Source organism: Kribbella sp. NPDC004536, from assembly GCF_042873835.1.
Classification (GTDB): Bacteria; Actinomycetota; Actinomycetes; order Propionibacteriales; family Kribbellaceae; genus Kribbella.
Window position 1 is genome coordinate 209,440 of record NZ_JBIALY010000002.1, and the last position, 25,148, is coordinate 234,587.

22 protein-coding genes are annotated in these 25,148 nt (G+C 69.3%); 14 read left to right on the forward strand and 8 right to left on the reverse strand.

Features of this window, described 5'->3' with window-relative positions:
- Positions 1–43: 43 nt before the first annotated feature.
- The 4 genes from ACFYRU_RS15900 to ACFYRU_RS15915 are packed head-to-tail and all read right to left on the reverse strand — an operon-like array spanning position 44 to position 2,692.
- Complete coding sequence (locus ACFYRU_RS15900; RefSeq protein ID WP_387658668.1) at positions 44–787, reverse strand: hypothetical protein; 744 nt, start codon at positions 785–787, stop codon at positions 44–46.
- Complete coding sequence (locus tag ACFYRU_RS15905; protein ID WP_387658671.1) at positions 784–1,230, reverse strand: hypothetical protein; 447 nt, start codon at positions 1,228–1,230, stop codon at positions 784–786. Before ACFYRU_RS15905 ends, ACFYRU_RS15900 begins: the two co-directional genes overlap by 4 nt.
- Positions 1,227–1,982 (reverse strand): ABC transporter permease, encoded by a 756-nt coding sequence (locus ACFYRU_RS15910; protein WP_387658674.1) that lies wholly within the window; start codon positions 1,980–1,982, stop codon positions 1,227–1,229. The genes ACFYRU_RS15905 and ACFYRU_RS15910 overlap by 4 nt, the downstream gene beginning before the upstream one ends.
- Positions 1,979–2,692 carry an ABC transporter ATP-binding protein gene (locus tag ACFYRU_RS15915; protein ID WP_387658677.1) on the reverse strand — a complete coding sequence of 238 codons (714 nt, stop codon included), beginning with the start codon at positions 2,690–2,692 and terminating at the stop codon, positions 1,979–1,981. Before ACFYRU_RS15915 ends, ACFYRU_RS15910 begins: the two co-directional genes overlap by 4 nt.
- 95 nt (positions 2,693–2,787) lie before the next feature.
- Between ACFYRU_RS15915 and ACFYRU_RS15920 the strand changes: the two genes are divergently transcribed.
- Both ACFYRU_RS15920 and ACFYRU_RS15925 read left to right on the forward strand, forming a co-directional pair.
- Positions 2,788–3,474, forward strand: coding sequence for a response regulator transcription factor (locus ACFYRU_RS15920; protein WP_387658680.1), 687 nt, complete (start codon positions 2,788–2,790; stop codon positions 3,472–3,474).
- On the forward strand, positions 3,459–4,712 hold the full coding sequence (locus ACFYRU_RS15925; protein WP_387658683.1) for a sensor histidine kinase: 1,254 nt from the start codon (positions 3,459–3,461) through the stop codon (positions 4,710–4,712). The genes ACFYRU_RS15920 and ACFYRU_RS15925 overlap by 16 nt, the downstream gene beginning before the upstream one ends.
- A 3-nt stretch (positions 4,713–4,715) precedes the next feature.
- On the opposite strand, the gene ACFYRU_RS15930 is transcribed toward ACFYRU_RS15925, so the two are convergent.
- From ACFYRU_RS15930 to ACFYRU_RS15940, 3 genes are read right to left on the reverse strand one after another with little or no spacing between them, the layout of a single operon-like run.
- Positions 4,716–6,035 (reverse strand): amidase, encoded by a 1,320-nt coding sequence (locus ACFYRU_RS15930; RefSeq protein ID WP_387658686.1) that lies wholly within the window; start codon positions 6,033–6,035, stop codon positions 4,716–4,718.
- A gap of 48 nt (positions 6,036–6,083) precedes the next feature.
- Positions 6,084–7,571 carry an HD domain-containing phosphohydrolase gene (locus ACFYRU_RS15935; RefSeq protein WP_387658689.1) on the reverse strand — a complete coding sequence of 496 codons (1,488 nt, stop codon included), beginning with the start codon at positions 7,569–7,571 and terminating at the stop codon, positions 6,084–6,086.
- A 38-nt stretch (positions 7,572–7,609) separates the two neighbouring features.
- Positions 7,610–8,167 (reverse strand): TetR/AcrR family transcriptional regulator, encoded by a 558-nt coding sequence (locus ACFYRU_RS15940; RefSeq protein ID WP_387658692.1) that lies wholly within the window; start codon positions 8,165–8,167, stop codon positions 7,610–7,612.
- Between the two features lie 92 nt (positions 8,168–8,259).
- Between ACFYRU_RS15940 and ACFYRU_RS15945 the strand changes: the two genes are divergently transcribed.
- From ACFYRU_RS15945 to ACFYRU_RS15985, 9 genes are all read left to right on the forward strand, one after another.
- On the forward strand, positions 8,260–9,498 hold the full coding sequence (locus ACFYRU_RS15945; protein ID WP_387658694.1) for an MFS transporter: 1,239 nt from the start codon (positions 8,260–8,262) through the stop codon (positions 9,496–9,498).
- Positions 9,483–10,589, forward strand: coding sequence for an epoxide hydrolase family protein (locus tag ACFYRU_RS15950; RefSeq protein WP_387658697.1), 1,107 nt, complete (start codon positions 9,483–9,485; stop codon positions 10,587–10,589). Before ACFYRU_RS15945 ends, ACFYRU_RS15950 begins: the two co-directional genes overlap by 16 nt.
- A 246-nt stretch (positions 10,590–10,835) precedes the next feature.
- Positions 10,836–11,801, forward strand: a complete 966-nt coding sequence (locus ACFYRU_RS15955) for a carbohydrate ABC transporter permease (protein WP_387658700.1) — start codon at positions 10,836–10,838, stop codon at positions 11,799–11,801.
- The gene (locus ACFYRU_RS15960; protein ID WP_387658702.1) at positions 11,801–12,673 is read left to right on the forward strand and encodes a carbohydrate ABC transporter permease; all 873 of its coding nucleotides are present in this window, start codon (positions 11,801–11,803) and stop codon (positions 12,671–12,673) included. The genes ACFYRU_RS15955 and ACFYRU_RS15960 overlap by 1 nt, the downstream gene beginning before the upstream one ends.
- Positions 12,674–12,689: 16 nt before the next feature.
- Positions 12,690–14,000, forward strand: a complete 1,311-nt coding sequence (locus tag ACFYRU_RS15965) for an ABC transporter substrate-binding protein (RefSeq protein WP_387658705.1) — start codon at positions 12,690–12,692, stop codon at positions 13,998–14,000.
- A 10-nt stretch (positions 14,001–14,010) separates the two neighbouring features.
- On the forward strand, positions 14,011–16,521 hold the full coding sequence (locus ACFYRU_RS15970) for a hypothetical protein (protein WP_387658708.1): 2,511 nt from the start codon (positions 14,011–14,013) through the stop codon (positions 16,519–16,521).
- Positions 16,522–16,637: 116 nt separating this feature from the next.
- The gene (locus ACFYRU_RS15975; protein WP_387658711.1) at positions 16,638–17,537 is read left to right on the forward strand and encodes an N-acetylglucosamine kinase; all 900 of its coding nucleotides are present in this window, start codon (positions 16,638–16,640) and stop codon (positions 17,535–17,537) included.
- Between the two features lie 10 nt (positions 17,538–17,547).
- Positions 17,548–18,540, forward strand: coding sequence for an SIS domain-containing protein (locus ACFYRU_RS15980; RefSeq protein WP_387658713.1), 993 nt, complete (start codon positions 17,548–17,550; stop codon positions 18,538–18,540).
- Between the two features lie 13 nt (positions 18,541–18,553).
- Positions 18,554–20,425, forward strand: a complete 1,872-nt coding sequence (locus ACFYRU_RS15985; RefSeq protein ID WP_387658716.1) for a primary-amine oxidase — start codon at positions 18,554–18,556, stop codon at positions 20,423–20,425.
- Here ACFYRU_RS15985 and ACFYRU_RS15990 read toward each other — a convergent pair.
- Positions 20,418–21,584 (reverse strand): ROK family protein, encoded by a 1,167-nt coding sequence (locus ACFYRU_RS15990; RefSeq protein WP_387658718.1) that lies wholly within the window; start codon positions 21,582–21,584, stop codon positions 20,418–20,420. The genes ACFYRU_RS15985 and ACFYRU_RS15990 overlap by 8 nt on opposite strands.
- Positions 21,585–21,715: 131 nt before the next feature.
- On the opposite strand from ACFYRU_RS15990, the gene ACFYRU_RS15995 reads away from it, so the two are divergent.
- From ACFYRU_RS15995 to ACFYRU_RS16005, 3 genes are read left to right on the forward strand one after another with little or no spacing between them, the layout of a single operon-like run.
- Positions 21,716–22,663 carry a sugar phosphate isomerase/epimerase family protein gene (locus ACFYRU_RS15995; RefSeq protein ID WP_387658721.1) on the forward strand — a complete coding sequence of 316 codons (948 nt, stop codon included), beginning with the start codon at positions 21,716–21,718 and terminating at the stop codon, positions 22,661–22,663.
- 13 nt (positions 22,664–22,676) lie between these two features.
- The gene (locus ACFYRU_RS16000; protein WP_387658723.1) at positions 22,677–24,140 is read left to right on the forward strand and encodes an aldehyde dehydrogenase family protein; all 1,464 of its coding nucleotides are present in this window, start codon (positions 22,677–22,679) and stop codon (positions 24,138–24,140) included.
- The gene (locus tag ACFYRU_RS16005) at positions 24,140–25,084 is read left to right on the forward strand and encodes an aldo/keto reductase (RefSeq protein ID WP_387658725.1); all 945 of its coding nucleotides are present in this window, start codon (positions 24,140–24,142) and stop codon (positions 25,082–25,084) included. Before ACFYRU_RS16000 ends, ACFYRU_RS16005 begins: the two co-directional genes overlap by 1 nt.
- The last annotated feature ends 64 nt before the right edge of the window (positions 25,085–25,148 follow it).

Sequence of the window (25,148 nt, forward strand, 5' to 3'; positions counted from 1 at the left end):
CGTTGGATGCACATTTCAAGCCGTGCGATTGTAATATTCATACCTAACCCACGATCGCCACCAGGCGGAGGGCTTCGCTGGGGCCCTTGACGGCGAGTTCGGCGACCTCGCCGATGCCGCGGACGTAGTACTTGTTGTCGAGGGTGCCCGGTTCGAGGCGGGTGGTTTCGGCGGTGCGCAGGGCGTGGTGGAAGGTGCCTAGCGGGACGGTGACCTTGGTGTTCTTGTCGATGACCTGGAAGACGTCCTCGGCGTGGTCGCGGTACCACTCCTGTCGGAACTTCCGGCCGAGCTGCGGGTGGGCCTGCATGAAGACGCCGGGCTGGGCGCCGTCGACGCCGGCGTGGAAGCTGCCTTCGCGGCTCACGACGCGGCCGTGCGCGTGGAGTTCGGCGGTGTCCTCGCCGAAGTACCAGACATTGCCGCAGCGGTCCTGGGCGAAGTAGTCGCTGGTGCGTTCGCTCAGTACGCCGTCGAGGTAGAGGCGATCGGAGAGGACTCGGGTTCGGACACCGTCGATCAATCTGGTGCGTGGGGTGGCGACCACGATGTCGAGGGCGCTCTGGCCCTCGCGGGTGCCGCTGTAGATCAAGACTCGTCCGACCTTCAGGGGATACCAGCGGTTGGTGACGTGAGAGGTGAAGTTCGAGGCCACGATGTGGGGCTTGTAGCTGCTGCCGGGTCCGAAGACCGGCAGCGCACACGAGGAGTGTGCTGCGGCGGTTGTGGCCGGTAGCAAGGTCAGGGCGGCGGCTGTCGTCAGTGCGAGGGCGAGCTGTTTCTTCATCGATTTCTCCGTTGTCCGAGTAGGGCGGCGGCGCCGAGCAGGGCGGGTACGGCGATGGCGACCGGGAGCGCGCCACCGGTGTCGAGGTTTGGCCGAGGTGTCACGGTGACGTGCACAGCCGGTCCGGCGAGGAGCGGCCCGTGCTGCGGGATGAGGACGACGTACACCACGAAATGGCCCGGGTTCACCGCCTGGAATTCCCAGTCGAGCTGAGTTTCCCGGTCGGCGGGAACGGGCTGCGTCACGTCTTGGGTCCAGTCCTCGAGGTCGACGTACACGCCGTCGAGGCTGACCACGTTGAGGTGGGCGACGGCCGGCTCGGGGCTGTCGACCATCGATTCGACGGTGAGCGTCTGGCCGAGTTGGGCGGTGAGCTGGTCGTGATCCATGACGATTCCTGGATTGGCGAGGAGCACGGTCGCGAGCAGGTTGAGGATGTTCATCGGGAACCTGCCGTCAGCCGGAGGAGGCGCGGGGCGCAGGCGAACAGGACGGTGAGTACGAGGAGGTCGATCGCGGCCGGCCCCACGAGATAGCTGAGGTCCTGCGCCCAACCGTTGCGTCGGACAACGATCTGCGAGCTGTAGTGCAGGCCGGAGCCGATCGGGTTGATACGTGCGAGAGCTGCACCGAATCCGGTCTTCGGCAGTGCCGGCACTTGGGTCGGAGCGAACAGGACGAGGAGCAGCAACAGCCCGCCGGCAAGGCTGCTCTTGTTGGAGTTCGACCAAGCGCTGAAGAGCAGCCCGAGGCCGCCGAGTCCGATCGCGACGAGCGTACCGACCACGAGGAGAACGAGCGAGGCCTGGCCGCCACCGTCCAGTACCCACAGATAGGGCAGCGTGACGACGACGCAGCCGGCCCACATCGTCGATCCGGCCGCGAGCTTGCCGGCCATGATCGCCCTGCGCGACACCGGAGTCAGCAGGAGGCCTTCGAAGGTACGGCGTTCGCGGTCCCCGCTGATCGAGTCGGCGCTGACCACGACCGTGAGCAGTACGCCGACGGCGAGCGCGACCTGGAGCGCGAGGTTCACCGCCTCCCGCCGTTCGAGAAAGTTCATCGCCCGGTTCGTCGCCGCCAGGTACGTGATCGCGCTGAGCAGGACGCTGAAGCCGAAGAGCAGGACCGGCCCGCGGCCACCGATCCACAGGTCGCGGTTCTCCTGCTCGGCGACCACGCTCCAGCCGCTCATGATCCTGGCTCCGTCAACGCGAGGAAGGCGGCACTCAGGCTGCCACGGTCGGCAACGACGTCACCGATCGGTCCCGCGGCCCGGAGCCGGCCGCGATCGAGGATCAGTACGCTCGCACAGGACTCCTCGACCTCCGACAGCAGATGCGTCGACAGCACTACCGTCGTACCGCGACGGCTCGCGAGGTCGGCGACCATCGCGAGGATCGCCCGCTGACCGGAGGGATCCAGGCCGAGGGTGGGCTCGTCCAGGAACACCACCGCCGGATCGTTGACGAGCGCGCGGGCGATCCCGAGGCGCTGCTTCATGCCGCGGCTGTACGACGAGATCCGGGCACCGGCCCGCTCTGCCAGGCCGACGTCGGTCAGCAGCCGGTCGGCCACCGAGCGTGCCTCCGACCGGCTCGCGCCGAACAGGCGGGCCGCGTACCGGAGGTACTCCGCCCCGCTCTGCCGACCGGGATAGCCGGCGCTTTCCGGCAGTACTCCGACTCGTTCTCGGACGAGGTCGCCGCGCACACCCGCGACGGTGAAGGTCCCGGAGGTCGGTTCGAGGATCGTGGTCAGGAGGCGAATCGTCGTGGTCTTCCCCGCACCGTTGGGACCGAGCAGGCCGACGACCTCGCCTTCCTCGGCGGAGAAGGTCAGCCCGTCGACGGCGGTCCGGGTGCCGTACCGCTTGGTCAGGTCGATCGCTTCGATGGCGGCCATGCGGTGACCGTAGGTCCGGCGGGCTGAACCCCGGCTGAACTCCCCGTTCAGCCACGGTTCAGCCACAATGGGGGAGGATCGCCGGGAGGTGGGTGATGCGGGCACTGGTGGTCGAGGACGAACGGCAGCTGGCACTGGGTCTGCGCAACGGCCTGGAGGCCGAGGGGTACGCGGTCGACGTCGCGCTGACCGGGACGGACGGGCTGTGGCTCGCCCGCGAGCACCCGTACGGCGTCGTACTGCTCGACCTGATGCTGCCCGAGCTCGACGGACTGACGATCTGCCGGACGCTCCGCGCGGAGCGGATCTGGACGCCGATCCTGATGCTCACGGCAAGGAACGCGGACACCGACCAGATCCGGGCGCTGGACAACGGCGCCGACGACTACCTCACGAAGCCCTTCTCGTACGCCGTTCTGATCGCCCGGCTGCGTGCGCTCGTACGGCGTGGTGCGGCCGAGCGGCCGGCGGTTCTGGAGGCCGGGGACCTGCGGCTCGATCCGGCGGCGCGACGCGCCTGGCTCGGGGCGGACGTACTGACGCTGACCGCGCGCGAGCTGTCGTTGCTGGAGTTCCTGATCCGGCGGTGCGGGGAAGTGGTGTCGAAGCGAGCGATCCTCGAAGCGCTCTGGGACGACGACTTCGACGGGGACCCGAACATCGTGGAGGTGTACGTCCGGCGGCTCCGGCGGAAGCTGGGCGACGGGTGCATCACGACGTTGCGAGGCAGCGGTTATCGCCTCGAAGAGCCGGCCGGGGGTGCGTCGTGCGGATCCGGGTGACTCTGGCCGCCGTCCTCGTCGTCGGGGTGGCCCTTGTCGGCGGTGCGCTGGTGCTCGTCGCGATGCTCGGGTCCGTCCTCACCGGCCAGGTGTGTGCGGACGCCCGCGATCGCGCGAACCAGCTCGCCGCCGCGGGCGATCCGGTGCCGTCGACCGCCACCGAGATCGTCCAGGTCGTCGACCGCTCTGGGCAGCTGGTGGACGGCGGCACTCCGTTGGCTTCGCCGGGCAGCCGGTGCGTTTCGCTCGAGCCGCCGGGACGTGGCGAGGACTTCGTGTTCGCGGCGGCCCGCACGTCGTCCGGCCGGCAGTTGGTGGTCGGCCGGCCGTTGGTCGACGTACTCGACTCGACGAGGTTCGTCAGCCGGGTGCTGGTGGTCGGCGTACCGCTGATGATGGTGATCGTCGGTGCCGTGACCTGGGTCGTCACCGGGCGCGTACTGGCACCGGTGACGGCGATGCGCCGGGAGGCGGACGAGATCACGGCGACCGAGCTGCATCGCCGGGTTCCGGAAACACGCAAGGGGGAGATCGGCAGCCTGGCCGGGACGATGAACCGGATGCTCGATCGGCTCCAGCGATCGCACGAGGCGCAGCAGCAGTTCGTCGCGGATGCCGCACACGAGTTGCGGTCGCCGATCGCGGGCATCCGCCAGCACGCCGAAGTCGCCCTGGCACATCCGTCCCGTACGACGGTCCCCGAGCTGGCTGCCACCGTTCTTGCTGAGGACCTCCGGATGCAGCACCTGGTCGACGACCTTCTCTGGCTCGGGCGGGCCGGCGAGGAGCACAGCGGACTCGTCCAGCTTCCGGTCGACCTCGACGACCTCCTGCTCGCCGAGGCGAGACGGTTGCGGTCAGCAACAAACCTGGTAGTCACGACACAGGGCGTCTCGGCCGGCCAGGTGCTCGGCGACGAAGCCGCCCTCACGCGGATGATCGAGAACTTGACCAACAACGCGGCCCGTCATGCGGACTCCGAGATCACGCTGGGTCTCGCGGAGTCCGCCGGTACCGTCGTACTCACCGTCGCCGACGACGGTCCCGGTATCCCGCCGGCCGACCGCGACCGGGTGTTCGACCGGTTCGTCCGCCTCGACGCAGCCCGGTCCCGGGACACCGGGGGAGCGGGCCTCGGCCTGGCCATCGTCGCCGACATCGCCCGTCGCCACGGGGGTACGGTCGGTCTCGTCGGCAGCTCGACCTTCGAGGTCCGGCTGCCCAACCTGTCGCCGTAGTTGTCATGTGGCGGAGCGAGGGTTCTGGAGAGTTGCCGCGAGGGCCAAGAGGGTCGCCTCCGAATTGGGTGGGCCGACCAGTTGCACGGCGAGGGGCAGCCCCTTCGCGACGCCGACCGGGACCGTGACGGCGGGGTAGCCGGCCAGGTTCCAGGCTTGGCAGAACGGGACCGCGCGTGCCGATGCGAGGTAGGTCGCCAGGTAGCCGCGGCCATTCAATGCGCCGGCCCGTGCGGGTGTTCGAGCGGTGACCGGTGTGGCGAGTACGTCGTGGTCGGCGAAGAACGACTCTGCCCGCCGCGCCCATTCGTCGGTGTCACCCGGCCGCGGGCGCTTGCGTCCGCGCCGGACCATCGCACGGGTACGACGTTCGAGCAGCGCGGGATCGAGGCCGAGGCGCTGGACTTCCTCCGCGATGCCGCCCAGCCAGGCACGGCCCCAGACGTTGAGCAGCGTCAGTGGGTAGTCCGGATCCGCCGCGGTCACGTCGTGGCCGAGCTGGACGAGCCGCTCGGTCGCGACCGTCATCGCTGTCCGTTGGTGGGTGTCGAGTCGCGCAAGCGGTGACGGGCTCTTCGTGGACGTGGCGATCCTGAGGACGCCCGCGCCGCCAGCCGCGACAGGCTTGCCGGACAGTACTTCGAGTACGAGCCGTACGTCGCCGGCCGTTCGCGCGAGCGGCCCGGTCACGCTGAGGCCGTACCAGTGATCGGCGAGGTCACCCGGCAGCGGTGTCAGCCCGCGCGTGGGCTTGATCCCGACGAGGCCGCAGTACGCCGCGGGCACCCGGATCGAACCGCCGCCATCCGTGCCGATCGCGACCGCGGCCATCCCGGCGGCGACCGCGGCGGCCGCGCCCCCGGACGAGCCGCCGGGATCGAGGCCGGGATCGATCGGGTTCCGGGTGACGCCGTACGCCTGCGACGAGGTAAAGGCCCAAGCCGCGAGCTCCGGCATGCGGGTCGTCCCGAGCAATACGGCGCCGGCTCGGCGGAGGCGCGTGACGATCAGGTCGTCGTCGGGCGAGAGCTCCGCGGACGTGGCCGCCGACCCGTGCCGGACGGGTTCTCCAGCGATCGCCATGTTGTCCTTGACCGCGACGGGTACGCCGGCCAGTGGCAGGTCCGCGCGCCGCGGGTCGTTGTCGACGGCGGCGGCGTCCGCGAGCGCGCCCGCGTTCCGTACGGACTGGAAAGCGTTGAGGTTTCCGTCGTACTGCTCGATGCGTGCGAGGTACTCCCGGGTGATCGAGACGGCGCTGCGGCGGCCGGCGCGGACGTCGCCGGCGAGCTGTACGGCGGTGTCGAGGGTGATGGTGTCCATACGGTGAGCATCGCCGCTGCCGGCCCGGCCGGGTATCGGGAGTTCGCCCTATCCGGGGAGCCAACCGAGGCGCTGGGCGTGCACCACGGCGGCGACCCGGGTCGAGACGCACAGCTTGGCGTAGGTGTGCTCGAGGTGTGCGTTGATCGTTTTCGGACTGACCCCGAGCCGGTTGGCGATGGCGCGGTTCGTGAGGCCCTGGGCGACGAGCTCGAGTACCTCCTGTTCCCGTCTGGTCAGTCCGCCGGGTTCGAAGGCCTTCGGTCCAGCGCCGGCAGTGGCGTCGAGGATCGCGGTGACGACGGCCGGATCGAAGCGTCCGGCTGCGCCTTCGGCGATCAGGTGGGCGCCTTGCTGATCCGGTGACCTGGCGGCGCGGTGCGGCCGGTCCTCGCCGGCCGTGACGAAGCAGTCGGCGGCGGCGAGGATCGTGGCGGCAGCGGACGGGCCGGGCAGGCCGCGGTGGTAGCCGGTGCCGTCGGCTCGTTCGTGATGCGAGCAGGCGAGGTCGACGAGCTGGGCGAGCGCGGGCACGCGGGCCAGGACCCGTTGGGTGTAGTACGGATGCAGGCGTACCTGTTCGTACTCGGCGTCCGACAGGGTCCGTGGGTTGTTCCAGATGCGTGCCGTGACGGCCGCCTTGCCGACGTCGTGCACAAGGCCGGCCCGGCGTACCAGGGTCGCGGTCGTTGCCGGCAGCCCGTATCTTCGCCCGGCAGCTGCCGCCAGCTCAGCCACCCGGTGCGAGTGTCCGTGGAAGTACGGTGATTTGCCGTCGGCAACGATCGCGAAGACGGCGAGCGCCTGGTCGGGATCGGTGGCGACCTGATGCGGTTCGGGTTCGTGGTCGAGGACCGCGCCGACTGTTGCCGGGTCGGGTACGAGGGCCGGGTCCCAGTTGTCGGCGACGGTGTTCGCGGCCCACGGATCGAGTGCCCGGCCGGCGCGTGCGCGCAGTTCGCCGGGCACGTCGGCGCCTGACTGGGCGAGCAGGTCGGCCAGGTGGACGGCCTGCCAGAACGCGACCGGCGGACGCAGCCGTCCCTTGACGGCACCAGGATTGCCGTGGCCGTCGTACCGCTCGAAGACCTGGCCGAGCGCGGCGATCACGGTGGGCCCGAGACCGACCTGCTCCGCGACCGAACGGGCGACCTCGCAACTGGTGGTCTCGTGCTCGCGGATCGTCGCGGGCGCCGAGGCGAGGAACCGGAGCACGTGGTCAGGCCGCGAGCCGACCACGCTGCGGGTGCGGCGTACGACCTCGCGCAGGTCGCGCGTGTCCACGGTGGCGAATGTGCTGCTGATCTGTAGCTCGTCCCCGAGCGCCGAGAGTTCCGTGGCCGTCGTACTGCAGCCGACGAAGCGGAGCAGCGAGACCCAGAACAGGTCACGACGCTGCTCGGCGGGCAGTCGTACGCGGTCGGCGAGCTCCATCGCGGTCACGCACGACCGCAGCCCTTGGCCGTCGTCGAGACCGCGGGCCAGGTCGCTGGCCAGGCAAACCCCGGCGAGCAACTCGGCCAGTCGAACCTCCATGACGACAGGCTCGCACGTTCCGGCACGGGCCGGTTGGATCAGCGGACCATCGCGAGGACATCGTGGACCAGGCGGTGGGCGTGGTCGTCGTCGAGCGGCAGCGCGAAGACGACGTTGTAGTACAGCGGCGCGACGACGTGGTCGAGGATCTGCTGTACGGTCGGCGGCTGCTCGCCGCGTTCGTGGGCGCGCCGTACCATCTCCGCCGCCTGCTCGCGGCGCGTGTCGGTGACCACGCAGGTCGCGACCAGGTCGACGCGGGCCGCGACCATCGCGCGCAGGTAGCGAGCACGCTCCGGACGGGTGATGTCGCGGGCGATGACGTCCGCCCACTCGGTCAGGTCCTGCTCGAGGGAGCCGGTGTCTGGTACGGATTCCCCGTCCCGCGTGAGCGCTGCGACGGCGACGTCCTCGAGCAACGCGTTGACGTCGGGCCAGCGCCGGTAGAGCGTCGTCGGGTTGACCCCGGCGCGCTCGGCGATGACCGGGAAGCTGATCTTGTCGGCGCCTTGGCCGACCAGCTCGCCGACGGCCGTGTAGATCGCGGTCAGCACGCGGTTGCTCCGCCCGCCAGGGCGGCTCGGTCGGTCCGTCACCCCGTCATTCTAAGCAAAGAAATTTGCTTTTACGAGGAGCAGCCGCAATGCTGTCCTTAGAGCAAAGATCATTGCTTTTGGATGGAGGTTCCATGTTCAGCCGCGCAACCTCGTTCGTGGTCGCCGGGGCCGCGGGCGTCGCCACGCTGACGGCGGCCTCGGCGCCGTCGCCGCTCTATCCCGTCTACCAGCGGCTCTGGGGGTTCTCGGCGTTCGTGCTGACGGTCGTCTTCGCTGTCTACGTCTTCGCGCTGCTCGCGGCCTTGCTGACTGTCGGCTCGCTGTCCGATCGGGTCGGCCGCCGGCCGGTCGCGTCCGGAGCGCTGGTACTGCTCGCGCTGGGCATGGTGTTGTTCGCGATCGCCGGAGGTACCGGCGGTCTGGTGGTCGCGCGCATCGTGCAGGGTGTCGCAGTCGGCGCCGCCACCGGCACGACGACGGCCATGATCCTGGACTCGGCGCCGAGCCCACGATTCGGTTCGGTCGTCAGTAGCGCGGTCCCGTCGCTGGGCATCGTGATCGGAGCGGTCCTCGCCGGTGCCCTCGTACAGTTCGCGCCGCTGCCTCGCCAACTTGTCTTCTGGATCCTCGCGGCGGTCTACCTGGTCCTCGCGGCACTGGTCTGGTTGGTCCCCGAACGCGCACGTTCCGAGCCCGCCGCGGGGGAGTCGCTCTGGCGGTCGCTGCGGCCGAGTGCCGGGCTTCCGGTGGCCGTACGGCCTGTGTTCGTCGCACTCGTCCCGTCGATGGGCGCGTCGTGGGCGCTCGCCGGGTTGTACCTGTCGCTCGGGTCGTCGGTGCTCGGCAACGTCCTCGAGGTACGCAGCCATTTCGTCGTCGGCTTGGTGCTCGGGGTGTTCTTCGCCGCCGGGGCAGCCGGCACCGTCGTCTCGACAGTCTTGCCGTCGCGGTGGGGCCAGCGGCTCGGATACGGAATGCTCGCGCTCGGTGTGCTGGTGACGACCGCGGCGATGTTGCTGGCGGCGTTGCCGCTGTATGTGGCCGGCTCGGCGGTCGCCGGGCTCGGCTTCGGCGCAACCTTCCGCTTCGCCGTGCACGCACTCGGCGAGGCCGCGCCGGACGGCCGGCGCGGAGAGGTGTTCGCGACGATGTACATCGTCAGCTACCTCGCCTTCAGCCTGCCCGCCCTGGTCGCCGGGCTCGCCGCCGAACGCTTCGGCCTCGAACCGACCGCCGTGGCGTACGGCGGCCTGGAAATCGCCCTGATCGTGATCGCGACCTTCGCCGGACTCATCCGCGCCCGCGGACAGGCCGGGCTCGCGACGGAGCACACTGTCGTGGACGAAGGAGCGCCATGCCGGACCCGTTGATCGCAGTACCGGATGCAGACCTGGATGAGCTGCGGCGCCGGATCGCCGCTACCAGGTGGCCTCGGCCGTGGCCGGTCGAGGGATGGGGTGCGGGCACGGAGCCGGGGGAGTTGCGGCGCCTGGCGGAGTGGTGGGCGGACGGATTCGACTGGCGTACGCAGGAACGCGCGATCAACGCACTTCCGTCGTACTGGGCGACCGTCGACGGCTTGCCCGTGCACTATCTGCGGTTCGACGGCGAGACCGCCGGCTCGATGCCGATCGTGCTCACTCACGGGTGGCCGAGCACGTTCCTCGAAGAGGTGGAGCTCGCGAAGCGGCTGGCGCGGCCGAGTGAGTACGGCGCGGCCGGAGCGACGGCCTTCACCGTCGTCGTGCCGTCCTTGCCTGGCTTTCCGTTCACGCCGGAGCAGCCGACGCTTCCCGGTGTTCCGACCCACGAACTCTGGCACGGGTTGATGACGGGGCTCGGCTTCGACCGGTATCTCGCGCACGGCGGCGATCTCGGCGCCGGTATCAGCGCACGGCTCGGCCAGGCGCATCCGGAGGCCGTGGCCGGCATCCACGTGCTGGCGGTCGCCGATCCGACCGACCAGTCGCAGCCGACCGCGGAGGAGTCGGCGTACGTTGCCCAGGGCAAGCAGTGGTACGCCGAAGAGGGTGGGTACGAGCACCTGCAGCGGACCCGGCCGTTGACGCCGGCGTACGGCCTCAACGACTCACCGGTAGGGCTGCTCGCGTGGTTGCTGGAAAAGTACCGGGCCTGGACCGACCACGGCGACCGGTTGTCGGGGCTCAGCGACGAACTGATCCTGACGCAGGCGAGCCTGTACTGGTTCACCGGAGCGATCGCGGCGAGCTTCCGGCCGTACTGGGAGCACGACAACTACCCGCCCGGCGCTGTGCAGGTCTCGGTACCGACCGGGTTGGCCGTGTTCCCCGCCGACCTGGTCCAACCGCCGCGGACGTGGGCCGAACGCAACTACAACGTCGTCCACTACACGCAGATGCCACGCGGCGGCCACTTCGCAGCAACCGAGGAACCAGACCTCCTGGCCGCCGACATCCGGGCCTTCGTCGCGCTCAGCTGAACGTCGGTGCGCGCCCGTCCGGGGGATGGGCAGATTTCGCGCGCATGTATACGAATCCACGCGCGCTCTTGCGCATCATCTGATGGCGTTTTAGTCTCTCGCTTAGTGGAACACGACTTCCACGAAGCGGTATATCGACTGCTGCCTGCCATGGGCCGGGTCCGTTCAGACGCGTGTGCTGAAGGCTCCGGCCCCTTTTCCGGCACGTTTCTACATCGGTGAAGAAGGTCCTCAGAGGAGGCCACCATGAGCACGGGTACGAAGCTCTCCGCTCCGGCAGGCCCCGAACCGACAGCTGATGACCGCAGCACTCGCGCACCACGGCGCGGTGCCGGCAGCCGGCGTGACCGGGTCGCCTACCTGTTCCTGGCTCCGTGGTTCGCCGGCCTGCTCCTGCTCACGGCCGGCCCGCTGCTCGGTTCCTTGTACCTGTCGTTCACCAAGTTCAACCTGCTCCAGCCACCGGCCTGGAACGGCTTCGGCAACTACGTCAAGCTGTTCACCGACGACCCGCGCTACCTGCAGTCGTTGAAGGTCACCTTCATCTACGTCGCCCTGACGGTCCCGCTACAGCTGGGATTCGCGCTGGCGGTCGCGGTCATGCTGAACCGCCCGCTGCGTGGGATGGCGTGGTACCGGTCGATCTACTACATCCCCTCGCTGCTCGGCGGCAGCGTGGCGATCGCGGTGATCTGGGGCCAGTTGTTCAACGACGACGGCGTCCTGAACGGCTTCCTCGCGTTCTTCGGCGTCGCCGGCCACAGCTGGATCTCCAGCCCCGACACCGCCCTCTACACGCTGGTACTGCTGAACATCTGGCAGTTCGGCTCGCCGATGGTGATCTTCCTGGCCGGGCTCAAACAGATCCCGCAGGAGCTCTACGACGCCGCGTCGGTGGACGGCGCGAGCGCCTGGCGGCGGTTCCGATCCGTCACCGTGCCGCTGCTGACCCCGATCATCTTCTTCAACGTGGTACTGCAGATCATCCAGGCGTTCCAGGCCTTCACCCCGGCGTACGTCGTCAGCGGCGGCACCGGTGGTCCGTCGGACTCCACGTTGTTCTACACGCTTTACCTGTACCAGCAGGGTTTCACGAACCTGAACATGGGCTACGCCTCCGCGATGGCGTGGGTGCTGCTGCTGATCATCGCCACCTTCACGCTGATCAACTTCGGGCTCGCCCGCCGCTGGGTCTACTACGAGGACCGCTGATGACAACTCTCCTGCACGCCCCGAAGCATTTACCGGCAGACCGCCGGCGCGGGCGCAGGTGGCTGACCCACCTCGCCCTGATCGCCGGAACCCTGGTGATGGTCTATCCGCTGCTCTGGATGCTCGGGGGATCCTTCAAGGACGAGAAGGACATCTTCTCCCAGCTCAACCCGTTCCCGAGCTCGCTCAACCCGCACAACTACATTGCCGGCTGGACCGCGACCGCTCCGACGTTCACCCGGTTCTACGTCAACTCGCTGCTGATCGCAGTCCTCGCGGTGGCCGGCAACGTGATCGCCTGCACGCTGACGGCGTACGCGTTCGCCCGGCTGGAGTTCCGCGGCAAGAAGGTGTTCTTCGGCATCATGCTCGGCTCCATCATGCTGCCGGCGCACGCGCTGCTGATCCCGCAGTACGTGCTGTTCTTCAACCTGGGCTGGGTGAACACCTATCTCCCGCTGGTGGTGCCGAAGTTCCTGGCCACCGACGCGTTCTTCATCTTCTTGATGGTCCAGTTCATCCGCACGATCCCGCGCACGCTGGACGAGGCGGCGATGATCGACGGCTGCGGCAAGGTCCGCATCTTCAGCCGGATCATCCTGCCGCTGACCGGACCGGTGCTGATCACCACCATGATCTTCACCTTCATCTGGACGTACAACGACTTCTTCTCCCAGCTGATCTACCTGTCCTACCCGAGCAGCGAGACCGTACCGGTCGCCCTGCGGCGGTTCGTCGACGCAACCGGCGAGTCGTCGTACGGGCAGCTGCTGGCCATGTCGGTGCTGTCCCTGGTGCCGACCTTCGTCGTCTTCCTCCTCGCCCAGCGCCGGATCGTCGAGGGCATCGCCACGACCGGCCTGAAGGGCTAGCCCGAAAGGAACCCTCATGACCACACCGCTCAGCCGGCGGCACCTCCTGCAGGCCGGGCTGGCGGCCGGCGTGCTCGCGCCGCTGCTGTCCGCCTGCAACCTCGACCCCGCAGCCAAGGAAGCCAAGGATTCGGTCCGCTTCAGCAGCTACGGCGACCCGACCAAGCTCGGTCTGCGCGGCAAGCTCGCCGGCCTGTACACCTCGAGCCATCCGGACGTGAAGATCGTGTTCGAGGGCACCGCGACCGCGGAGTACTGGGACAAGCTCGCCACCCAGATGGCCGGCGGCAACGCTCCGGACGTGATCAACATCGACGCGCCGCGGATCGGCCAGTACGGCGCGGCGGGAGCGCTGCAGTCGCTGGACAAGTACATCCCGGCCACTCTCGACACCAAGCCGATCGACCACAACCTGCTCTCGCAGGGCCAGCTGAAGGGTCAGCAGTACGGCATCCCGATCGCGATGAGCACGTACAGCATGGGGTACGACGTGACCGTGCTCGACCAGCTCGGCCTGGAGCACCCGCAGGAGACCTGGACCTGGACGGAGTTCGCGGCGCTGGCCAACCAGATCCGGCAGAAGTCGGGCAACAAGGTCTACGGCGCGGAGGACCCCAGCGGCGACACGGCGTCGTTGCAGATCTTCCTGCGTGGCAAGGGCGAAGACCTGTACAAGGACGGTGCGCCGGCCTTCAGCGACAGCTCGCTGACCGAGTGGTTCGAGTTCTGGGCGGCGCTGCGGGCGACCGGTGGCACGATCCCCGCAGACATCGCGGCGCAGTCCCAGTACGGCGACTGGCCGAACGGGCCGCTGGTCAAGAAGCAGGCCGCACTCGCGCACATCCAGACGCCCAACCTCAAGGGCGGTTTCCAGGACCTCACCGACCACACCATCGACATCACCCTCCCGCCGCGGCACACGACGAGCGGCAAGTGCGGCACGTTCCCGGCACCGAGCAGCTTCCTGTCGCTGAACGCCCGGAGCAAGCGCGCGGATGACGGCGCCGCGTTCATCAACTGGTTCGCGAACGGCGCGGACGCCGCGAAGACCTTGCGGCTGATCAGCGGACCTCCCGCCTCGGCCGCCGGCCGGGACGTACTGGTGAAGGGCGGTGACCTGTCGGCGAGCGAGAAGCAGGTACTCGCGTACACCGACCTGGCGCTGAAGAACTCGTCCGCCCCACCGCAGACCAGCCCGGCCGCCTCGACCGCGGTCGCCGACCTGTTGCTGAAGGCCAGCCAGGACATCGCGTTCAAGAAGATCTCGATCAAGCAGGGCGTCACGAAGTTCCTGGCCGACGCCCGCAAGACCCTCGACGGCAAGTGATTGGAGTCCCATGTCTGAGACCACCACCGGCCGCGTCGCCACCTGGGCGACCGAACAACTCTCCCAAGCGTTGGCAGCGAAGGGGATCACCGATGCACCGGCCGTCCGGCTCGCCACTGCGGACCAGTTCCCCGGTACGGAGCTCGGACCCGAGGCGTACGCCGTACTCCGGGTCGATGACGAAATCGTTGTCGTGGGCAACGATGAGATCGGCCTGCGGTGCGGGTTGCTCGAGCTGGCGGACCGGGTGGCCACCGGCGCCGACCTCGCCGCGGTGGAGCCGTTCGCCGAGCAGCCGGCGGTTCCCGTCCGCGGCGTGGTGCGGTCGTTCTCGAGCGTGGACGAGGACCTGCCGTGGTTCCACGACAAGCGGTTCTGGACCGAGTACCTGACCTGGCTGGCCGCGTCCCGGTTCAACCGGTTCCACCTCGCGCTCGGCATGCAGTACAACTACGGCGCGGACCGGCACGGTGCCACCGACAACTACTTGTGCTTCGCCTACCCGTTCCTCTTCGACGTGGACGGGTACGACGTGCGGGCCGAAGGTGTCGGAGCGGACGAGCAGAAGCGGAACCTGGAGATGCTGCGCTTCATCGGCGCCGAGAGCAGACGCCGCGGTCTCAAGTTCCAGCTCGGCCTGTGGAACCATGCGTACGACTACGGCCGGGACTCCGTACACCGGTACCCGATCACTGGGATCGGCCCCGATAACCACGCGGCGTACTGCAAGGCTGCGATCGCCCAGTTGCTCACCGAATGCCCTGACATCGACGGGCTGACGTTCCGGGTCCACTACGAGGGCGGCATCCCGGACGACAAGCACGAGATCTTCTGGCGGGCTGTGTTCGAGGGAGCGAACTCGGCCGGCCGGCCGCTGGAGATCGACATGCACGCCAAGGGTGTCGACCAGGCGCTGCTCGACGCCGTCGACCTGCCGAACCTGTCCCCGGTGCTGTCGGCGAAGTACTGGGCCGAGCACGTCGGACTGCCGTACCACCAGGCCTCGATCCGCGCTCGGGAGGCAGCCAAGCCGATCCCGCCCGGCCATGAACTGCGGGGCATCACCGAGTTCTCCCGGCGGTTCACCCGGTACGGGTACGGCGACTTCCTGCGCGAGGACCGGACGGTCGACCTGATGTTCCGCGTCTGGCCCGGAACCCAGAAGCTGCTGGCGTGGGGCGATCCCGCGATCGCGGCCGGGTACGGGCGGCTGTCGACGTTCGGCGCATCCCGCGGTGTCGACCTGTGTGAACCCCTGTTCTTCAAGGGACGCAAGGGCAGCGGCCAACCCGGCGGTCGCGACCCGTACGTCCGCGACGATCTCCGGCTGCCCGGCAACCGGGAGTGGACGAAGTACCGCTACGGCTACCTGCTGTGGGGGCGGCTGCTCTACAACCCCGACGCCGAGCCCGAGACGTGGCGTCGCCATCTTCGATCGACGTACGGCGAGGCCGCGGCTGACATCGAGGACGCGCTGAGCCCGCTCAGCCGGATCCTCCCGCTGGTGACGGTCGTCCACGGCGTCGGGGGATCGAACAACGGCTACTGGCCGGAGGTGTACTTCGACCTGCCGATCTCGTCGCGGGTGCACTCGGACCACTACGCGGGCGACACCGACGCCCCGGCGAACTGGGGCGGCGTCAGCCCGTTCGACCCGACGACGTTCTACGGCGTCGACGAGTACGTCGCGGCGCTGGCGGCGGGCAACCTGTCGGCGAAGTACACGCCGCTCGAGGTGGCGTCGTGGATCGAACAGCTGGTCGCCGACGGACAGCACGCCCTCGAGCGCGCCCGACAGTCCGCGGACGGATCGGACCAGCAGGTCCTGCGGATGCTGATCGATCTGGAGATCCTGGTCAGGCTGGGCAGGTTCTTCGCCGGCAAGTTCCGGGCCGCGGTCGACTACTCGACCTACCGGACGACCAAGGACGTCGCTGCGCTGGAGTCGGCGTTGCGCAGCTGTCAGGCGGCGCGGGATGCGTACGCCGAGATCCCGGTCGTTGCCGACGGCGTCTACCAGCAGGATCTGCGGTTCGGGATCGAGACGTCCGAACACGGTCACTGGGCGGACCGCATCCCGGCCATGGACGCCGACCTGGCAGCCCTGACCGAGGAACTCCATGAGGCGGCCGGCTCGCAGGCGTCCGGTCTGTTGCCGACGGCACCGACCCGGCCGGCAACACCCGGAGTCGAGCACCCGGTGCCGCTCCGTTTCGAGCGCGGCGAACCGCTGACCCTATCGCTGCAGGTGGTGGATCCGGCCGTGGCCGGAGCGACCCTGCACTACCGGCACGTGGACCAGTCCGAGACGTGGCAGCAGCTCCCGATGGATCGATCCGGACAGACCCTGTCCGCCACGATCGACAGCACGTACACGACGTCGCCGTACCCGCTGATGTACTTCTTCAGCGTGGCCCACCCCGCCGGCGCCCAGACCCTGTACCCGGGCCTGAACCCCAACCTCTCCAACCAGCCGTACATCGTTCTGACCACCAAGCCAGGCTTGTCGCAGGCCAGTTGAGTTTGTTAAGCTACCGAACACAGATTCTGAACAGCCGCTAATCGTCACGCTGTGAGTGTCCGCAGCTGTGAGGTTGTCGGCTGTTCCGGTTCAATTGAGGGTTCGGTGATCGAACGATGGTAGGCCCGCGGGAGGTTGTCGGTGTCGACATCGGTGGTACCAAGACCCACTTGGCACTCGGGTCCGGCGGGCGCATCGGGCGGGAGTGGACCGTCAGTACGCCGACCTGGCGGACGCACTCGCGGCCCGGCAACGCGACGGCGCTGTGGGGGCTCGTACGTGATTGGCTGGGGGACGACGGGCTGCGCTTGCCGTTGGTGGTCGGAGCGCATGGCTGTGACACCACCGAGCAGTGCGACGAGTTCGCCGTCGCGTTGCGGCAGTACTTCACCGGCGGCGTGCTCGTGGTCAACGATGCGGAACTGCTCGTTCCGGCGGCGGGTGCCGGCGACGGCATCGGGCTGATCGCCGGTACCGGGTCGATCGCCGTCGCCCGGGTGCAGGGCGACCTCGTCACCGCCGGTGGGTGGGGCTGGGTGCTCGGCGATGAGGGCGGTGCCGCCGGGCTGGTCCGCGAGGCCGCGCGCGCCGTCCTGGGTGAGTTGGACCGCGGCGAGCCTGCCGATCCGCTCGGCCGGCGGCTGCTCGGCGTCTTCGAAGCGACCGACGGCCCCGAACTGGCCCTGGCCGTCACGACCTCCACGTCGGCTGCGTCGCTCGGTGAACGTGCCGTGGAGATCTTCGACGCGGCCGACGAAGGTTCGGCGCTGGCTGTTCTGGTGATCCAAGAGGCTGGGCAGCAGCTGGCCGAGCTCGTCGACCGGCTGATCCGCCGCGGCGTGACCACCGGCCAGGTTGTGGCCGGCGGCAGCGTGTTGCTGGGCCAGCGCCGCCTGTACGACGCCTTCGCCGCTGCTCTGGGTCGACGGCACTCCGAGCTCGCCGTCCAGCTGCTCGACCGTGCCCCGGTGCTCGGCGCGCTCGCCTTGGGCGACAGCGTCCCCGCGTCCTACTGAAGGGATCCGCATGGACTACTACGAGGCGGTCGCCGGTCAGCCGGCGGCCCTGGAACGTTCGGCCGCCGCTGTTCGCGCGCGACTGAAGGAGCTGGACCTGGAGGCCTGGCGGCACGGGACGTTCGGGGTCGTGTCGATGGGCGCGAGTACGCACGCCGGCAACGCGCTGGTCTTCCGCCTGGCCGGCGCCGGGCGGCGCGCGGTCAACCTGGCCGGGTCCGACTTCGGGGCGCTGGCGAGATCCCGACCCGCGGATTCGTATCTGTTCGTGTCCGAGGGCGGTCGCAGCCGGGAGACGATCGAGGCCGCGGACCTGGTTCCGGCCGGTGCGAAGCTCGGACTGACGAACGTGCCGGACGGCCCGTTGGCCGAGCACGTCGACGCGGTCGTGGCGCTCGAGGCGGGGGAGGACAGCCGGGTCTACACGGTCGGCTACACCACCACGCTGCAGGCGTTGGGTCTGCTGGCCGATGCGCTGACGGGCCAGGACGACGGTGACGACTGGCATCGGTTGCCCGGCTTGGTCGCGCGAACGTTGGAGCAACCGGCAGCGGCGGCCGCGGAGGTCCTCGCGACGGCCGGCTCGATCGATGTCGTCGGCGCGGCCGGAGCGTACGCGGCAGCCGCGGAATCGGCCCTCCTCCTCCGGGAGTCCACCAGGATCTGCACGTCGACGTACGAGACCTATCAGTATCTGCACGGTCCCATGGAACCGCTGACGTCGTCCAACGCCTGCTTGCTCATCGGTGACGGCCGGGAGATCTCGCTCGCCCGTTACCTCGCGGGCGCAGGGATCCCGACCGTGCTGGTCACCGCGGCCGCGGTCGCGGCGGAGCCGAACCTGATCGTGATGCCGGTGCCGCAGGCATCGATCATGTCCCGGGCCGTGCTCGAGATCCTCCCGGTGCAACTGGTGGCCGGCGAGATGGCACGCCTGCGCGGGCTCGGGATCGACGGGTTCCTCCATCACCAGGACGACACCAAGGTGCCGGTCCGTACGTAGCCGAGGAGAAGCGATGACGCACCCACTCGACCCGCTGTCGGCCGACGAGTACCTGGTAGCACGTGACGTACTGGACAAGGCCGGCCTGCTCACGCCGACCACGCGGTTCGCCTACGTGGGACTCGAAGAGCCCCCGAAGCAGGACGTCCTGAACGGTACGGCGCGGGGCCGCGCGCTGAGGGCGTACCTGATCGACGTCGCGACCGGAGAGCTCGCCGACGTGGTCGTGTCGGTCAGCCGCGCCGAGGTGGTCCGGCGGCACGTGCTCGATCCCGCCCGCGACGGGCAGCTGCCGATCCTGGACGAGGACTTCGTCAAGGTGGACGAGATCGTGCACGCGGATCCCGGCTGGCAGGACGCGGTCCGGCGTCGCGGGATCACGGATCTCGGTACGGTCAGGGTGTGCCCGCTGACGGCCGGCTGGTACGGGCACGCCGGTGAGGAGGGCCGCCGGATCGTCAGGGTGCTCGCATTCGTCCAGGAGTACCCGTCGGACCTGGCGTGGGCGCATCCGATCGACGGCCTGGCGGCGTACGTCGATCTGGTCGAGGGGCGCGTGTACCGGCTGATCGACGAGGCGGTCCTGCCCGTTCCCGGTGAGTCCGGTGACTACAGCCAGGTCGAGCCCCGCACGACGCTGCGGCCGATCGAGATCACCCAGCCCGACGGGCCGAGCTTCCGCCTCGACGGCAACCTGCTCGAATGGCAGGGATGGTCGGTGCGGATCGGCTTCGACGCCCGCGAGGGTCTGACCCTGCACCAGCTCAGCGTCGACGGACGGCCGGTGATCTATCGCGCCTCGGTGCCCGAGATGGTCGTCCCGTACGGCGATCCCGGCCCGGCGCGGTACTTCCAGACGTACTTCGACAACGGCGAATACCTGATCGGCAAGTTCGCGAACTCGCTCGAACTCGGCTGCGACTGCCTGGGCGAGATCACGTACCTGGACGCGACGGTCGCCGACGACCACGGCCGGCCGCGGACGATCCGCAACGCCGTCTGCCTGCACGAGGAGGACGTCGGCATCGGCTGGAAACACACCGACATCTTCGACGGCTCGTCGCGGACCCGGCGCCGCCGGCGGCTGGTGATCTCGTTCTTCACCACGGTCGGGAACTACGACTACGGGTACTACTGGTACCTGTACCTCGACGGCACGATCGAGCTCGAGGTGAAGCTGACCGGGGTGATCTGGACCTCCAGTCATCCCGGCGGCGACTACCCGTACGCCACCGAGGTCGCTCCTGGGCTCGGTGCCCCGGCCCATCAGCACCTGTTCGGCGCCCGCCTCGACATGATGGTGGACGGTACGGGCAACGCGGTCGACGAGATCGACGTCCACGGGCTGCCGATCGGCCCGGACAATCCGTACGGCAACGCGCTGACCCGGACGATCACGCGGCTGTCGCGGGAGTCCGGCGCGACCCGCCTGGCCGACCCGGCGCGCGGACGCGTCTGGCGGATCGCCAGTACCGAACGGAACAATCGGTTGGGGCAACCAACGGCCTACGTGCTGCATCCACAGCCGGCGCCGGTACTGCTCGCGGCCGAGGGTTCGACGCTGCACGGCCGGGCCGGGTTCGCGACCAAACACCTGTGGGTGACGCGGTACGACGAGGCCGAACGCTATCCGGCGGGCGACTACGTCAACCAGCATCCCGGTGGCGCGGGCCTGCCCGGCTATGTCGCGGCCGACCGGGATGTCGACGGGCAGGACATCGTGGTGTGGCACACGTTCGGGCCGACGCACTTCCCACGGACCGAGGACTGGCCGGTGATGCCGGTCGAGAGTTGTGGCTTCACGCTCCGGCCGGCCGGGTTCTTCGACCGCAACCCGACGCTCGACCTACCCGAGCCCGACCACTGCCACCGCCATGTCACGTAAGGCGATCCAGAGCCCGGGTGATGGCGAGGTGAACCGCGCCGAGCACGGTCGCGTGCTCGCCGAGCGCGCCGACGGTGATCTCGGTGTCCCAGGCCAGCGCCGTGGTCGCCCGCCGGACGCCGGGGAGGATGAGCTGGTTCTGGCCGACACCGCCGCCGAGCACGACCAGGCCCGGGTCCAGGACGCTCATCACGCCGACGGCCAGCCGGCCGATGTCGGTGGCGTGCTGGTCGACGAGCCGGCGCGCCGTCGTCTGCCCGCGGGCCGCGGCCTGGAACAACGCCTCCGCGTCCTTCGGTACGGGGCCGTTGCTGCTGGTCCAGACCTCGGCGCAGCGGGCCATCAGGGCCTCGGAACCGAGGTACACCTCGAGACCGGCGCGGGCCGGCTGCTCGTCCGGCGACCAAGGGAATGGCATCATCGCGACCTCGCCGGACGCACCGTGCGCGCCGTGCATCAGCTTGCCGTCGATCACGATGCCCAGGCCGATCTTCACGCCGACCTGCAGGTAGACGAAGGTGTCCTGGTTCTGGGCCGCGCCGAGACGGTGCTCGGCGATGGCCGCACAGTTCACGTTGTTCTCGACGATGACGGGTACACCCTCGGGCACCGGAAGCGCGGCCGCGAGTTGCTCGACGCCGTCGGGTTGCAGCCCGCTCGTGCTGACCGTGGCCGGCTTGTCGGTCGGCTTGGTCGGCGCGGCCACGACGACGTCGCGCAGGGGGCCGTGGTCGTGGCCGACCTCGGCCAGCACCTTCTCGCAGAGCTCCATCGTGGTCGACACTGCCGCGTCGGTGATGGTGCGCCGCCGGGCCGAGACGCGCTCCTCGCTCGCGGTGATCTGCTCACCGTCCAGCGAGTGCGCCACCACCCGCGCCCGGGTGGCACCGACCTCGACGCCGAGGACATGGCCGGCTCCGGGGGCCAGCGAGTACAGCACAGCGCTGCGGCCGGTGGCGCCGCGCGAGGAGCCGCTGCTGCTGACCAGGTCGAGGTTCATCAGCTCGGGCATGACCGCGGACATCGTCGGGCGGGACAGTCCGAGCACCTGGGCCAGCTGTGGCCGGGTCGCAGGTCCGTGGGTGGCCAGCCGCCGGAGCACACCACGCGAACTGTCCGGCAGGTCCAGTCGGCTCGGGGGCGTCGGCGCTGGGTTCACAACGGGCTCCTGACATCGAACGTCGGCAGGCACAGAAAAGCAGGCACTGAAACTTCATGTTAACGCAGGATCCGGCCATTGCTGCGACCGGCTGAGTTTGTTAAGCTACCGAACATTGAGCCTGGAGGTTCATGATGAAGACCGGAGTGTTCCTGGACTGTCTCCGCGGCTGGGCGCTCGACGACGCACTCACCTTCCTTGCCGGGCAGGAGATCCACTGCCTCGAGGTCGGGACGTTCGGTGAGCGGGTCGCCTTCGAGTACCGGCTGGACGAGTTGCTCGTCGACGGGAAGCAGCGCAAGCAACTGCTCACCCGGGTCGAGGCGGCCGGGCTCGAGATCACGGCGCTCGGTTGCTACGGCAATCCGTTGCACCCCGACGCGGGCCGGGCCGCGCGTCAGCAGAGCCTGTTCCGGAAGACGGTCGAGCTCGCGGCGCTGCTCGGCGTACGGACCGTCACGGAGTTCGCCGGCTGCCCCGGTGATTCGGAGCAGGCGCGGTTCCCGAACTGGATCTCGATGCTGGCGCTGGACGACTTCGCCCAGATCCTCGACTGGCAGTGGTCCGAGCGCGTCCTGCCGTACTGGGAACGGGCCGCGGCGTTCGCCGGCGAACACGACGTCAAGGTCGCGCTCGAACTGTATCCGGGCAGCGTCGTGTTCAATCCGCGCACCTTGATGCGGCTCCGGGACGCCGTCGGTCCGGCGGTCGGCGCGCTGGTCGATCCGAGCCACCTGTTCTGGCAGCAGATCGACATCCCGGCTGCCGTCCGGTACCTCGGTGCCGCTGTGCACCGCGTACACCTGAACGACAGTCAGCTCAAACCGCAGAACCTGGCCGTGGCCGGCGTCCTCAACCCAGTGGCGGGCCAGGACTGGGCGGACAAGACCTGGGTGCACCGCACCATCGGCTTCGGGCACGGACTGGACTTCTGGACCGACTTCGTGGCGAGCGTGCTCGAGGCCGGGTATGCGGAGGACCTCTGTATCGAGCAGGGCGATGCACTGTTCAAGGACGCCGACGGGATCGCCAAGGCGGCCGAACTCATCCGATCGATTGCCCCCAGCAACGAGTACTGACAGGGAGACGAGTGTGACGACCCAGGATCCGCGCTGGCAGCAGAACGTGTTCGTCGGCGGGCAGTTCCGGCGGCCGGCCGGCGCCGCCGCGATCGGCGTCCGGGACAAGGCGTCGGACGAGGTGTTCGCGACCGCCGGACTCGCCGAACCGGCCGACGTCGACGACGCAGTCGAGGCGGCCACCGCCGCACAACAGGTCTGGGCGCAACGAACGTACGCCGAACGCGCCGAGGTGCTGCGGCGGATCGCTGCGACCCTGATCGACCGCAGGCCGTACCTGCGCGAGCTCCTCATCCGGGAGACCGGGTGTATCGCGGGGAAGGCGGACTACGAGATCTCGGCGGCCGCGAGCGAGCTGATGGAGGCGGCGGCGCTGGCTTCGCGGCCCTCGGGTGAGGTGCTCGCTTCGAACCATGCCGGCCGGCTGTCGCTGTCGGAGCGCGTCCCGGTCGGGGTGGTCGGGGTCATCACCCCGTGGAACTTCCCGCTGGTACTGGGGATGCGCGTGATCGCGCCTGCGCTCGCGCTCGGCAACGCCGTCGTCCTCAAGCCGTCACCGGAGACCCCGATCAGCGGTGGGCTCGCGATCGCCGACGTCTTCGCCGCGGCGGACGCGCCCGCCGGGCTGCTGAACGTCGTACCGGGGGAGGAGAAGACCGGCCGCCGGCTGGTCGAACACCCGGGGATCGCGATGGTCCACTTCACCGGATCCACCAAGGTCGGACGCGAGATCGCCGCGACTGCCGGCGCTCTGCTGAAGAAGGTGTCGCTGGAGCTCGGCGGCAACAACGCGCTGCTCGTGCTGGACGACGCCGAACTCGAGCAGGCGACGATGATCGGGGCCTGGTCCAGCTTCCACTACCAGGGGCAGACCTGCATCACAGCCGGCCGGCACATCGTCCGGCGGGAGATCGCCGACGCGTACGTCGCGGGCCTGTCCGCGCGCGCCGCGGCGATCATCGTCGGGAATCCGCTCGATCCAGCGGTCGGGCTCGGGCCGATGATCAACGCCCGGCAACGGGCCCGGGCCGCGGAGTTGCTCGCCGACGCCGTCGCCGAGGGGGCGCGGATCGTGACCGGCGGCCCGGGTACGGCGCCGTACTTCGAACCGACCGTCGTCGTCGGCGTGACCGAGCGGATGCGGTTGTGGACCGAGGAGATCTTCGCGCCGATCGCTCCGGTGCTCGTGGTCGACGACGACGCGGAAGCGCTGCGGGTGGCGAACGACACCGGGTACGGCCTGGTCGACTCGGTGCTGACCGCCGACCTGGCGCGGGGTCTCGCGATCGCGCGGCAACTGTCCGCGGGGATGGTGCACGTCAACGACGCGACGCCGCAGGACGAGGCGCTGGCGCCGTTCGGCGGGACCGGCCAGTCCGGTCTCGGCGGCCGGGCCGGCGGCGACTCGAATCTGGACGAGTTCACCGAACGCCGCTGGCTGACCGTGGCCGGCGGCCCGGCGCACTATCCCTACTGATGGAGTACCAGGCGCTCGGCCGATCCGGCCTGCTCGTGTCGGAGGTCGGTCTCGGCTGCCTCAACTTCGGCAGCCGGATGGACGTCGACGCGAGCCGCAAGGTCGTGGACAGGGCGATCGAGCTGGGCGTGACGCTCTTCGACACGGCCGACATCTACGGGCCGGACGGTGGTTCCGAACGGGTGCTGGGGGAGGTGCTGGCCGGGCGGCGGGACCAGGTCCTGCTGGCCACGAAGTTCGGGCATCCAGGCGTGGACATGGGGTTCGGTCCCGCGGCCGGCGCCAAGGGCAGCCGGTCGTACGTCCGGCGTGCCGTGGAGGGGTCCTTGCGCCGGCTGCGAACCGACTACCTCGACCTGTACCAGATCCACCTGCCCGACCCGGCGACGCCGGTCCTGGAGACGATGGCGGCGCTGCACGAACTCGTTGTCGAGGGCAAGGTTCGCTACCTCGGGCATTCGAACTTCAAGGGCTGGCAGCTCGCCGAAGCCGATCATCTCGCCAGGGAGAACGGGCTGACCCCGTTCGTCTCCGCGCAGAACAACTGGTCGTTGCTCGTCCGCGACGCCGAGTCCGAACTCGTGCCGGCCGCCGAACACTACGGCGTCGGCGTGTTGCCGTACTACCCGTTGGCCGAGGGTCTGCTGACCGGGAAGGTCCGGCGCGGCGAACCGCTGCCCGGCGGCACCCGGATCGCGGACCGCAGTCACCTGGTCACCGAACACCGGCTCGACCAGGTCGACAGACTCGCGAAGTGGGCCGAGACGAACGGCTGGACCCTGCTGGAGCTGGCGATCGGCTGGCTCGCGGCTCAGCCCAGTGTCGGTTCGGTGATCGCTGGAGCGAGTACGCCGGAGCAGCTGGGCGCGAACGTGGCGGCGGCCGGCCGGCGCCCCGGGTCGGACGAACTACGGGCCGTCGACAACGTTCTGCGGACGGCCTGAACGCTGGGCCCAGAGTCTTGTCCTCACGTTCGGGAGTTTGTTAAGCTACCGAACACAGAGATGC

Coding starts and splice junctions, on each gene's coding strand:
- ACFYRU_RS15985 (WP_387658716.1), top strand. CDS start 18,554: ATGACGCACCCACTCGACCCGCTGTCGGCCGACGAGTACCTGGTAGCA.
- ACFYRU_RS15960 (WP_387658702.1), top strand. CDS start 11,801: ATGACAACTCTCCTGCACGCCCCGAAGCATTTACCGGCAGACCGCCGG.
- ACFYRU_RS15980 (WP_387658713.1), top strand. CDS start 17,548: ATGGACTACTACGAGGCGGTCGCCGGTCAGCCGGCGGCCCTGGAACGT.
- ACFYRU_RS15945 (WP_387658694.1), top strand. CDS start 8,260: ATGTTCAGCCGCGCAACCTCGTTCGTGGTCGCCGGGGCCGCGGGCGTC.
- ACFYRU_RS15955 (WP_387658700.1), top strand. CDS start 10,836: ATGAGCACGGGTACGAAGCTCTCCGCTCCGGCAGGCCCCGAACCGACA.
- ACFYRU_RS15930 (WP_387658686.1), bottom strand. CDS start 6,035: ATGGACACCATCACCCTCGACACCGCCGTACAGCTCGCCGGCGACGTC.
- ACFYRU_RS15920 (WP_387658680.1), top strand. CDS start 2,788: ATGCGGGCACTGGTGGTCGAGGACGAACGGCAGCTGGCACTGGGTCTG.
- ACFYRU_RS15905 (WP_387658671.1), bottom strand. CDS start 1,230: ATGAACATCCTCAACCTGCTCGCGACCGTGCTCCTCGCCAATCCAGGA.
- ACFYRU_RS15915 (WP_387658677.1), bottom strand. CDS start 2,692: ATGGCCGCCATCGAAGCGATCGACCTGACCAAGCGGTACGGCACCCGG.
- ACFYRU_RS15935 (WP_387658689.1), bottom strand. CDS start 7,571: ATGGAGGTTCGACTGGCCGAGTTGCTCGCCGGGGTTTGCCTGGCCAGC.
- ACFYRU_RS15995 (WP_387658721.1), top strand. CDS start 21,716: ATGATGAAGACCGGAGTGTTCCTGGACTGTCTCCGCGGCTGGGCGCTC.
- ACFYRU_RS15975 (WP_387658711.1), top strand. CDS start 16,638: ATGGTAGGCCCGCGGGAGGTTGTCGGTGTCGACATCGGTGGTACCAAG.
- ACFYRU_RS15900 (WP_387658668.1), bottom strand. CDS start 787: ATGAAGAAACAGCTCGCCCTCGCACTGACGACAGCCGCCGCCCTGACC.
- ACFYRU_RS15950 (WP_387658697.1), top strand. CDS start 9,483: ATGCCGGACCCGTTGATCGCAGTACCGGATGCAGACCTGGATGAGCTG.
- ACFYRU_RS15910 (WP_387658674.1), bottom strand. CDS start 1,982: ATGAGCGGCTGGAGCGTGGTCGCCGAGCAGGAGAACCGCGACCTGTGG.
- ACFYRU_RS16005 (WP_387658725.1), top strand. CDS start 24,140: ATGGAGTACCAGGCGCTCGGCCGATCCGGCCTGCTCGTGTCGGAGGTC.
- ACFYRU_RS15970 (WP_387658708.1), top strand. CDS start 14,011: ATGTCTGAGACCACCACCGGCCGCGTCGCCACCTGGGCGACCGAACAA.
- ACFYRU_RS15965 (WP_387658705.1), top strand. CDS start 12,690: ATGACCACACCGCTCAGCCGGCGGCACCTCCTGCAGGCCGGGCTGGCG.